Below are 11,106 nucleotides of genomic sequence, written 5' to 3' on the forward strand. Positions count from 1 at the left end.
AATTTAACTTTAAATTCCTCTTTTTTACTCCTCTTTAAAGTATACAATATTTTCGAACTTTTTTACTAATTGAGTAGATTTTAAGTCATTTGGGGTATATAAAATATAGCTATTTTATTAATAAAAAAGGAGAGATAACATGACAGCTTCTGTTAAAGCATTTGTATTTGATGTATATGGAACATTATTTGATGTTTATTCGGTAAAAGAAAAGGCTGATGAACTATATAATGGGAAAGGGTATGAAATCAGTATGCTATGGAGGCAAAAGCAGCTGGAATATTCTTTTCTACGTCAATTAATGGGAAAATACGATACGTTCTCAAATATAACACGAGATTCGTTAAGGTATACTCTATACTACTTAAATATACAATCTGACTCTGAGAAAGAACAGCTATTAATTGATGCCTACAAGCACCTCTCATTATTCCCTGAAGTGAAAGATGTACTAACCCAGCTGAAACATAAAAAGCTTGCTGTTTTCTCAAATGGATCTAGAGACATGTTAGATCCTCTTATTGAATATTCTAGTTTAAGACAACTATTTGATAAAATAATAAGCGTCGATGATATCAAGCAATATAAACCCACTCCTGCATCCTATGGACATGCGTTACATACGTTAGGATTAGAGCGGGAAGAGATTCTATTTATGTCTTCGAATGGCTGGGATATTTCAGGAGCAAGGAATTTTGGTTTTAAAACAGCATGGATCAATCGCAAAAAGCTCCCACTAGAAGAGTTAGATGTAAATCCTCACCATATCTATTCAGATTTATCACACATATTGGAGTGGGTGAATTAACAAAGTTGTAAGAATAAATAAAAAGAAGATTGTATCAGTTCAATACACCCTTCTTCCAAAGACGACGAATCTTTCTCGCATAATCAAATTACTCTCTCTTATGCACGGCGAAATACCCAGCTATTTAAGTAAAAAAACAGTGTAGGTAATCCACCAAAACTAATAAATCGTTTCGCTGTATGTTTTATTTTTTTATCTTCATGAACTTTCCTATCTGCTAAATAAATAGCGATAAGACCTCTATTAATTAGTTTGTGGAACTGCCAGTCAGGTAAGCTTCTTATACTTTCGTCAGCTTTTTCTTTTATATGTCTTATCCTTTGAACCATCATTTCTTCATTATCATAATAAAAAATGAAATTAAGATCATTTGCCTCTCGATCTTCTTCTTGATCAATAAAATAATCAAGTAAAATATGAAGACCCTGAACCCATGGGAAGTAACCATTTTTGAGAAGAGTCACCTGTTCTTTTTCCATTTTTCCATTAGACGCATAGGCGACCATACAAAAAATCCCTAAAGTAGACCCTGAGCACGCAGAAAATTCGTACCAGGTCATTTCAGGTAACTCATGCTTATGCTGTTCAAACCAATTTTCAAGTAATTCTACTCGTTTATCATTTTCAACATGTTTAAATACCTGCAAATTACAATAATAATTTGCTAGTTGAAGCATTGCATCTTTGACATCTTTATAGCCTGGCAATTCATTAAGGACATCCTGACACTCCATAACAAGGGAAACTAAATATCCCTCATCATCTTGATCATTCCGATGCCGATAGTAGTTTTCAGGCTTTTCCCCAGGAGTTAAAGCATGAAGCATCGATAAATGAAGGGCGCGAAAGTCTTCTTGGTCTATAGAAGTACTTCTATCACATAAATTATCTAAATAATCACTAATTGTTTGATATGCAACAATAAACCGAATGACTTTTTTACGCTCTTTTCTTGCTAGTAACCCATACACGGCTCCACCCTCACAGTGAAATGCTTTATCGTTAATACTAGCAAGCGCTTGTTGGCGCAATTCTTCGTTAGGGATACTCTTTGCTTTTTCTTTCCATTTATCTAAGTATTGATAAACGTCAGGATGCACATCTTTGTATATTTTATATAACAATGTCCATGGTTTAGTTGGAACTTTCAATTTACACCCTCCTAACGAAACTGTTATTCACTTATAAAACTAGCTTTCCTCATAACTGTGATTAAATACCCTAAATGATGCATATGCTAATATATTTCAACATAATCAAATAATTACCTTTTTTATCCATGCTTATTTTGTGGGATTATTCATCCTTTTATCAACCTTAAATAAAAAACCTCGGCTCTTTTTTAGAAGAGACGAGGTTACCTACCATAAATTCGAAAATTATTCTTCCCTGATTGCTTAGCTTGATACATAGCGATATCTGCTTCTCTAATCAAAGATTCGCCATTTTTATCTTCATCTAAGAAGAAACTAATGCCAATACTTGGAGTAACATGAACATTTTCATTTTTAAATTCAATTGGTAAACTTAATATTTCAAGTATTTTTTTCGCTTTTGTTACCACTGTGTCCTCCTCACTATCAACTAAGAGAACTGTAAATTCATCCCCTGCTAAACGAGCCACTGTATCGTTTATTCGGACACAGCTTGTTAATTTCTGTGCGACACTAATTAATACAATATCTCCCGCTTCATGACCATATGTATCATTCACTTGTTTAAATCCATCTAAATCAATAAACATTACAGCAGCTGTGTTTGTCTTTGTATTGGCTTGTTTTAATGCCTTTTCAAGACGTTGTTCAAATAAGCGACGATTCGGAAGTCCTGTTAATGAATCATGATAAGCTAATTGATGTGTCACATTTTCTATCTTTTTTCGTTCTGTTATATCTTGAAATATAACTTGAACATAGGCTTCACCATTAATTGTAATAGGTAATCCCATTATTTCAACATCAATAATTTCGTTATCCAAGCGAATCATTTTTTCCTCTAAAAGTCCAACATGTGTGTTAATTTGATGCATTGTTTTCCAACGTTCTTTAACAATTTCATGATAATCTGGATGAATAAAAGTTAAGAAGTTTTTACCTATTACATCCTTTTTTGAGTTAGCACCTAAAACTTTCATTCCTGCTGGATTAATATAACTAAACTCTCCGTATTGATGAATCCCTATGGCTACAGGAGATAGTTCAACTAATTTTCGATAACGCTCTTCGCTTTCCTGTAACTTTATAGATGATCGCCGGTCGATATGACGACTTATTAAGATAAACAATTGAATAATAAATATCGTAATCCCGATGCTAAGGGCTAAAGCATTACTCCCTACATGATCATGTGTTCCACTAAAATCATGATTAGGTTCTATTACAAAGCTTGTTGCCTTCATTCCCGTGTAATGCATACCAGAAATAGCAATACCTAATAAAATGGCAATAACTATTTTCAACCAGGTTTTGTCAAACGTATGATTATCTCTAAATTTAACAAATGTTTGAATAGCTACGATGGAAGAAATGAGAGCAACAAGAATAGAGATCGACACCCAAAAAGGATCGTACTGTATATCAGCTTGTATAATCATCGATTCCATCCCTATATAGTGCATGAGTAAAATACCAGCCGCTAAAACGGTACCACTTATGATCAGTAACTCCTGACTAACAAATCGACTTAACATATAAAATGCAAGCCCTGACGTAAGAATAGGCAAAATCATGGTGACGATAACTAAAAGTGTATGATACCGAACATCTATATTTATATCGTAAGCTAGCATCCCTACAAAATGCATTGCCCATATGCCACTACCCATTGCGATGGAAGCACTAACAAACCAGTATTTTCCTATAATAAACCTTTTTGAGAAACGATATCTGCTTATTAAATCGAGTGCTGTATAGGAAGAAAATATAGCTAGAATGATCGAGAATACAACCAATGTCATATTATGGGTACCATGTGTATGAATGATATTTAACATGATAAATGCTCCTTACTTTTTGTATTGCTACTATACTATAGATTAAGAACAACAGAGATAATTCACCGTCCCTAATAGATATTAAAGGTTACTAATATCACTTAAGAATGTTTTAAAATGTACGATCATCTATTGACGTCATCGCACAAATAAGTGAATTCAAATCACATAATGATTATTGTACTTTCTCTTAGAAACAAAACAGCACTTATCGCTTTTCATTTGAAATTTGTAACATCCCTTATTATTTTTTGAGTAGCAGTTAATCCTTGATAATGGATTGGAGCAGCAGTTGTTTCAACATCTATGCATTTAAGATCTAATCGAATAATTTTACTCATATAAGGATCTAACGTAATACCTAATTGCTCAACCTGGTGGATCCGTTCTTTCAACCTTATATGGTCATTTTTTGGAATGAATTCATAAAAAGACTTACCTAAAATATCTTTTGAAGATTTAGCTCCCAAAAGTTTAATACCTGCTCGATTAATATACAGAATGTCCCTATTTTGATGAACGACAATAGCATCTGGACTATTTTCAACTAATTGTCGGTATCTTTCTTCACTTTCCCTCACTTCTTCCTCAAGTTGTTTACGTTCTGTAATATCTACACATGAAGCAATGACCTCTACTACCTGTCCACCTCGAGTAATAGGTCTGAGTGCTGCTAAATAATAGATTCCATTTATTTCTCCTTCATATGTGATGTTCTCTCCTGCCCAAGCCCTTTTATAATATACTAATTTCTCACTCGCTTTTTCATAAGAAAATAAGTCAAATAAACTTTTACCAAACATCGTTTGCGGAGAAAGCCCCATACGGTATAGTAATTCTCCATCAGCTAAAGTATGAATAAATTGTCCATCTTCTTCCTGATATTTAAATGTCATTCCTTGTTGTAACCGGATCGTATCTTGAAAATTTTGTCTAGCAATTCTTAAGGCCTCTTCCATCCACATCTGGTCATTTCTTTGTTCAGAAATACCATATTTAGCAAGTGTGTTTTCAATTTTGGGAAACATTTTTTCTAAATCTTCAAATACTAAGGGCTTACTAATGAAATATCCTTGAGCGTCATGACAAAGTTGCTCCTGGAGAAACAACAATTGTTCCTGCGTTTCTACACCTTCTGCAATAACACGAAGATGGAGGTTCTTAGCCATCGAGATGATTGTCTGAACAATCGTTGCATCACTTGCATCTTTTAAACAATCCCGAACGAATGATTGATCGATCTTCAACTTATCAATAGGGAATTTTTTTAAGTAAGCAAGCGAACTATAGCCCGTCCCAAAATCATCAATGCTAATTTTTACGCCTAACTTTTTTAAATCGCTTAGAATCTTAATCGATCTTCCAACATCCATCGTCACGCTCTCTGTAATTTCTAATTCTAAATAGGCTGGGTTAAGTTTTGTTTCCTTCAGAACCTCACAAACCATTTCAACTAAATTCGGTTGGTAAAACTGACGAGCAGACAGGTTGACCGAAACAACTAGTGGAGGAAAACCCTTTTCTTGCCACTTCATAGTCTGTTTACAAGCTGTATGAAGGACCCATTCCCCAATAGGAACAATCAGCCCTGTCTCTTCTGCTAGTGGAATGAATTCTGCTGGTGAGATAAATCCTAGATGAGGGTGATTCCATCGAATCAAAGCTTCAATACCATATATTTTTCCTGATTGTAAGTCGATTTGAGGTTGATAGTGTAAAATAAATTCATTGCGCTCTAACGCTTTATGCAATTTTGTTTCCATTTCTAGCGAGGTAGGTGTCTTAGATTTAATAGTTTCTGAGTAAAATCTATAGGTGTTTTTCCCTTCTCGTTTTGCCTGATACATCGCAATATCCGCAAATTTAACGAACTCCTGTGCAGAAGTATTAGACCCTACATGATTGGCTAAACAAATTCCAATACTAGGAGATATATAGATTTCATGCCCTTCTAAATCAAAAGGATCGTTCAACTGGTGAATGATTTTTTCTGCTAGTTCCTTCACTTCTACTTCGTTTGTATGAGGAATGAGTAAGATAAATTCGTCTCCTGAATGACGGAAAACCACCCCTTTTGTCGCACATGCCTCTAGCCTATTTGACACTTTTTGTAACAATAGATCACCAGTCAAGTGGCCTAGAGAGTCATTTATCATTTTAAAGCGGTCCAAATCTAGGAATAAGATTGCCATATTACTAGATTGTAATAATTCCTCTGTTAATACTTCATAGAGATGACGGCGATTGGGTAACCCTGTAAGTTCATCATGATAAGCCAAATGCTTAGTATGCTTTTCTGCTATTTTACTTTCTGTTATATCGCGACCTATCACTATAAGCCCTTTACGTTTCCCATCATGATTAAAAAGTGGCACTTTAATGAAATCAAAAACCTTTGCCAGACCATCAGGTTGTGGAATGACCGCTTCCTCGCGTGAGACGGTTTTAGATTCCCATACTTTTTTATCTGATTCAACACAATTTAAAAGGACATCCTTATAAAAGGGCGAACAATTAGCTAATTCATCATCCGTTTTCCCTTGATAAGATATATGCTCAAGTTGAAAAAGACGAAGAGAGAATGGATTTGTTTGAATCCACCTTCCTTCCCCATCTTTGAAACAAATAAAATCAGGCATTTCCTGAATTAGAGCACTTAATTGTTGTATATTTTCTTCAGCATGATGTTGATCCATTATAAAACTCCCAACAGTCGTGGTCTAGTAAAAAACAAAAAAACTATTCCCAAAATGAAATAGTTTCAACTTTACCATTCTTTGGAAACTCTATTTCTATAGCTCTAAAAACATTTACAATTGTTGCTTCTTACTATATTAATAGTGTTTCGTATTATGTACTAAGAACATACATTTATTATTATGTTAATTGTCAAAAAAGTCAAAGGTTAATCATTCTATTAACAAATAAAATAGACAGGTTGATGCTATAGTACTATTCAGAAGTAAGCCAATCTTTATTCTTTGTCACTGTAAAAAATATGCTGCGTTCGTAATTCATCATCGATTGTTAAAATACCAAAAGAATAAAAAGGAGATTTCCGTTTATCCGTCGCTGATCCAGGGTTAAAAAGCAAAGTCTTCTTTGCATATTTCACGTAAGGAATATGCGAATGACCAAAAATGATACAATCAAGAAACTCTTCAAATGCTTCTAACGCTCTTTTTTCTGTTGTTTTCTTTTCTCCATGCCCGTGAACAATGCCAATCTTAAATCCTGAGATGGTCATAATCTTTTTATCAGGCATCACTTGCTTTATTTCCTCACCATCAACATTCCCATACACACCATCAACTGGAGCGTATTGTTTTAGTTCTTCATACACCGCAAGAGTTTGCCAGTCTCCAGCATGGATAATCCGATCAGCCGTTTCTAATTCTTTGACCAGACGAGAAGGAAGCTGACGGGCTTTCTTTGGAATATGCGTATCTGACAAAACAATAATTTTCATCAAGGTCCCTCCCTTCTTTTTATTTATAAAGGGCGCTACCGTTAATCTTCGGTGCGTCCTTTCATTATGTATATTCTTTCGTTGTGGCATTTCTATGTTTTTTATTATTTAAGCTATAATTTGCTCATTTCCTCTTCTTCATTTAAGACTACTTCAACTAAAATTGTCGGTTGTTCATTTAAATCGATTTCCTTTTGTAATTGATGGAGTCTTACAACTGGTCGATGAGGATTAGATTGTATTCTAGTAACAATCCCTTTACCAATATTTAATTGAACATTCGTACCAGGAGGATAGCTAATAATTCCTTTACTGAAGGCTACGACAATATGGTGACCATATTTCTTATCTGAGAGGGTCATAATCTTCTCAAGAGCAACGTGTGGTAATAAGCCTTCAAGCGAGATAAAATTATCATAATCATTAGCGATACTACAGATTTGTGCCAATTCTAATACTTGATCTTGTGCAAGCTTTCTAGGAAAACCTTCTCCATCTAATGTTTCATGATGTTGATAAGCAATATGAGCCGACATTAAACTAATTTCCCTATTAGCTCTAATAATATTAAACCCGGATTCAGGATGATCTTCTCTAATAGATGTTTTTACTTTTCCAATATCATGTAACAAGCAACCGATACCAAGATCGTTAAGCTGTGAGTTCGTGTATCCTAATTTTTTACCTATTTGTAAGGCAATAAGCGTAACATTCACCATATGAGCAAATGGGATCAATGCACGATCAACTGCTGTTGTTGGAATAAGAACAATGGCATTACGTTGCTTTACTTCCTCGATTAACTTTTTGACAGCTTTTTGGATCTCTAGTAAAGGTAAAAATTCATCTTTTGCTGCGGCCTCGAATGCTTGTTCAACAATGGAAATCATATCAATCCAAGTAGGCATATCCATCATTTCATCTAGAGAAATTCCCTTTGATTTTACATCATCTACAAATAAATATTTAACCCCAATTTGATCAAGCTTCTCTAAATACTTTAGGTGAACTTTACTCCCAACTCCTAATAAAATTCGCCTTTTTGAATCATAAACTGGTTTCGCCAGTTCCATCATACTCTCCTGGTAATCATTTATGTGAACCATTCTCATATTTTATCACCTTCTTAATAAATAAAATAAAAGGGAGTGAACTCAAAGACTGAGTCAACTCCCTTTTTTAGTCTTCAATTATAATAAATTATACAATATTACGATATTGAATGATAGCCTAATTGACTAAGGAAACACTATGATATTTCTACTAGCAAACAGAATCAGTTGGTTTTGGATTTTTAAGGCCAAATAATGGACGAATAAATAATGCAAGTAATGTTCCAAGCATTGCCATAACCATCCAAACCCAGCCGTGAAGACTAAATGAGGCAATACCACCGAAGTAAGCACCTATATTACAGCCAAATGCAAGACGAGCCCCGTATCCCATCAGTAATCCACCAATAATTGAAGCACCTGCAACACCAAGTTTCATTCTTTTTGGTTTAAACGTTCCTTGAACAGCTGCAGAAATAAACGCTCCTAAAATGATTCCGAAATTCAGAACACTTGTAGAATCAGCTAAAACAGTTTGGCTTAATGCTTCTCCGTTCGCACCAGTGAAATAACCCCAGCTAGTTACATCAATACCAACTGCCATTAATGCCTTTCCACCCCATAAGGCGAAAGCTGATGTTATGCCCCACGGAGTACCACGGACTGCTAATACTAAAGCATTTAAAAGCGCTAAAATGATAGCTGCTGCAAATAAAGGCCATGCTCCGCGAAATACTTTTTTCCATCCTGCAGTTGTCGCAAGTGGTTTCATCATTGGAGGATTTTTCTTTTTCGCAATTTGAACGGTAATCCAATAAATGACAGCAAATAGTACCATTTGAACAAGCCAACCACCAAAATAGCCAAGACCAGTGGATTCAGCAAGAGAGATTGGTGGAAGAGACGGTGTATCTTCCATCCAAAATGTGAAATGATAGGCACCAATAACAGAACCCCCAATAAAAGCAAGAAGAGTTAAAATCATTGAGGATGCTCCGCCACCAACAGAATAAAGGGTCCCTGAAGCACATCCATTACCAAGTTGCATCCCAATCCCAAAAATAAATGAGCCAACTAACACACTCATTCCCACTGGGAAAACATATCCTTGAGGAGTCACCCCTGTAAAACTAAAACCAGTACCTAAAATGATGGCAAATAACGTGGTCGCAATTGCAAGCATCAGCATATGTGCCTGCAATCCTTGTACGTTTCCGACTGACATTAATCGTCTAAAAGCAGATGTAAATCCAAAACGGGCATGAAGTAATGTAGCCCCAAGCGCAAGACCAATGATAAATAGAACACCTTGCACGATGTCTATCACTGTGACAATCGAGATAAATAGAATAATAGCAGCAAGAATTCCAAGTATCGTATAAGGCTTTTGCATTGGACTAAGCTTTGTCACAACAGTCGTCGATTTACGATCCCATTGAGATGTTGTATCCATAGTTGTTTCTGCCAACGTAAACACTCCTTTTCTGATCATATTTGTTGGATTAGGACCTAAGTGATACTAAACCAAATTATGATGATTGTAAACAGATTTGCTTAATGTTTAAATAAAATTTCAATTCAATGCAAATGCACAACAAAAATTCCATTAAATGAATTTTTTACTGTTAGATTAGTGATTTATTAATCAATCATCAGCTATCCATGCAACCAAGAAAAAAGCGACTTTAATTAGCCGCTTCACAAAAAAATTTTATTTATATAAGCTCTCCAATTTTTTCCAAACTAGGTAGATCTTTAAAATGATGAACTTGAATCTCACCATTATTACCAATATACGATGGGATGGTCCAAATTTTTTTATCCTCAGCTTCTTGAATATCTTCCTCTACTTGTTGCACGTAATTAGGATCGACTAATGCATTTTTAAAAATTTCTTTAGATAACCCTACCTCTTCAGCGATCTGACTTAATACATCTCTATCTTCAATGTTTTCATCCTTATTCCAAATCGCTTGGAAAATTCGTTTATGATACGCTTCAAAGCAGCCATTGTCTTTTGCGAATTTGGCTCCGATATGAGCTAAACGTGTATTTCTTTTCTCAGAAGGAGGTTTGATGGTGACTGCTTTACGTTTAGCTAACTCTTTTAAATACTGTTTTGCTTCTTCCATATAACCTGTAGGCTTTTCAGGAGGATTCGCATTTACTGGCATTCGCCAAGTCTTCCATTCAATTTCAACATTATTCCCTTTAAAATCATCTATTAAGCTTACTTCCGTATAACAAAATGGACAATTATAATCGAAAAAAATTTCTAGTTTTCTCATGTTGAGCTCCTTAGATTGAAGAATGTTTTTATCTGCTAGTTGACTATTGAAAATGTATATTGTCCCAAGATAAGCTCAAAATTATTTCAACTTGCATGATTAGAAATATTTCTTCTGATGCCTGTAATTACGATAGGGATGCTTTTAAATAACATTCCTAAGTTAAATGAATACTCTTCAATTGAAAATGACGGTTTTGCTGGTTGACCGGGCTTTGGTTCCCGTCTGCCCCTTTTGAAAATAATCAAGCCGTTTAGGAACGATTCAAGCTTGTTGTTGTTGATAGGCAGAATTTCTTCTTCCCCAAGGGCCTGTTCGTACTCTTCCTCGGTGTCATAGTCATAGCTATCTATCTCTTTAGTAAGCATCATTTGTACTTCTTCTCTCGTTACATCAATATCACCAAGTTTAAAGATCTCAACCATATCGTTGTCCTTAATGTCTAGTGCGTATCTTAGTCTTATTAGTATATCGTTGTTAGTCATGTATAAACTCCT

At 34.9% G+C, this 11,106-nt stretch carries 9 protein-coding genes; 1 reads left to right on the forward strand and 8 read right to left on the reverse strand.

What is annotated here, in order from left to right:
* The first annotated feature begins 139 nt into the window (after positions 1–139).
* Complete coding sequence (locus IQ10_RS03595) at positions 140–808, forward strand: haloacid dehalogenase type II (protein ID WP_144449118.1); 669 nt, start codon at positions 140–142, stop codon at positions 806–808.
* A 98-nt stretch (positions 809–906) separates the two neighbouring features.
* Here the strand turns inward: IQ10_RS03595 and IQ10_RS03600 are convergent, their stop codons facing one another.
* From IQ10_RS03600 to IQ10_RS03635, 8 genes are all read right to left on the reverse strand, one after another.
* Positions 907–1,959, reverse strand: coding sequence for a tetraprenyl-beta-curcumene synthase family protein (locus IQ10_RS03600; protein ID WP_144449119.1), 1,053 nt, complete (start codon positions 1,957–1,959; stop codon positions 907–909).
* A 206-nt stretch (positions 1,960–2,165) separates the two neighbouring features.
* Positions 2,166–3,800 (reverse strand): diguanylate cyclase domain-containing protein, encoded by a 1,635-nt coding sequence (locus tag IQ10_RS03605; RefSeq protein WP_144449120.1) that lies wholly within the window; start codon positions 3,798–3,800, stop codon positions 2,166–2,168.
* 218 nt (positions 3,801–4,018) lie between these two features.
* Positions 4,019–6,496, reverse strand: coding sequence for an EAL domain-containing protein (locus tag IQ10_RS03610; RefSeq protein ID WP_144449121.1), 2,478 nt, complete (start codon positions 6,494–6,496; stop codon positions 4,019–4,021).
* Between the two features lie 278 nt (positions 6,497–6,774).
* Positions 6,775–7,269 (reverse strand): metallophosphoesterase family protein, encoded by a 495-nt coding sequence (locus IQ10_RS03615; RefSeq protein ID WP_144449122.1) that lies wholly within the window; start codon positions 7,267–7,269, stop codon positions 6,775–6,777.
* A gap of 113 nt (positions 7,270–7,382) precedes the next feature.
* The gene (locus IQ10_RS03620; RefSeq protein WP_242009715.1) at positions 7,383–8,342 is read right to left on the reverse strand and encodes an HD-GYP domain-containing protein; all 960 of its coding nucleotides are present in this window, start codon (positions 8,340–8,342) and stop codon (positions 7,383–7,385) included.
* 190 nt (positions 8,343–8,532) lie between these two features.
* A complete protein-coding gene (locus IQ10_RS03625) occupies positions 8,533–9,774 on the reverse strand; it encodes a YeeE/YedE family protein (RefSeq protein WP_144449425.1) in 1,242 nt (413 codons plus the stop codon).
* A gap of 262 nt (positions 9,775–10,036) precedes the next feature.
* Entirely contained in the window at positions 10,037–10,609 is a 573-nt protein-coding gene (locus IQ10_RS03630; RefSeq protein WP_144449124.1) for a DsbA family oxidoreductase, read from the reverse strand.
* 86 nt (positions 10,610–10,695) lie between these two features.
* The gene (locus IQ10_RS03635) at positions 10,696–11,094 is read right to left on the reverse strand and encodes a DUF1456 family protein (RefSeq protein ID WP_242009717.1); all 399 of its coding nucleotides are present in this window, start codon (positions 11,092–11,094) and stop codon (positions 10,696–10,698) included.
* Between the last annotated feature and the right edge of the window lie 12 nt (positions 11,095–11,106).

This window comes from Halalkalibacter nanhaiisediminis, assembly GCF_007830185.1.
In the GTDB taxonomy this organism is placed as follows: Bacteria; Bacillota; Bacilli; order Bacillales; family Bacillaceae_D; genus Halalkalibacter; species Halalkalibacter nanhaiisediminis.

Excerpts from the sequence above, each read along its gene's own strand:
- IQ10_RS03595 (WP_144449118.1), top strand. The coding sequence starts at position 140 with ATGACAGCTTCTGTTAAAGCATTTGTATTTGATGTATATGGAACATTA.
- IQ10_RS03605 (WP_144449120.1), bottom strand. The coding sequence starts at position 3,800 with ATGTTAAATATCATTCATACACATGGTACCCATAATATGACATTGGTT.
- IQ10_RS03610 (WP_144449121.1), bottom strand. The coding sequence starts at position 6,496 with ATGGATCAACATCATGCTGAAGAAAATATACAACAATTAAGTGCTCTA.
- IQ10_RS03615 (WP_144449122.1), bottom strand. The coding sequence starts at position 7,269 with ATGAAAATTATTGTTTTGTCAGATACGCATATTCCAAAGAAAGCCCGT.
- IQ10_RS03620 (WP_242009715.1), bottom strand. The coding sequence starts at position 8,342 with ATGGAACTGGCGAAACCAGTTTATGATTCAAAAAGGCGAATTTTATTA.
- IQ10_RS03625 (WP_144449425.1), bottom strand. The coding sequence starts at position 9,774 with ATGGATACAACATCTCAATGGGATCGTAAATCGACGACTGTTGTGACA.
- IQ10_RS03630 (WP_144449124.1), bottom strand. The coding sequence starts at position 10,609 with ATGAGAAAACTAGAAATTTTTTTCGATTATAATTGTCCATTTTGTTAT.
- IQ10_RS03635 (WP_242009717.1), bottom strand. The coding sequence starts at position 11,094 with ATGACTAACAACGATATACTAATAAGACTAAGATACGCACTAGACATT.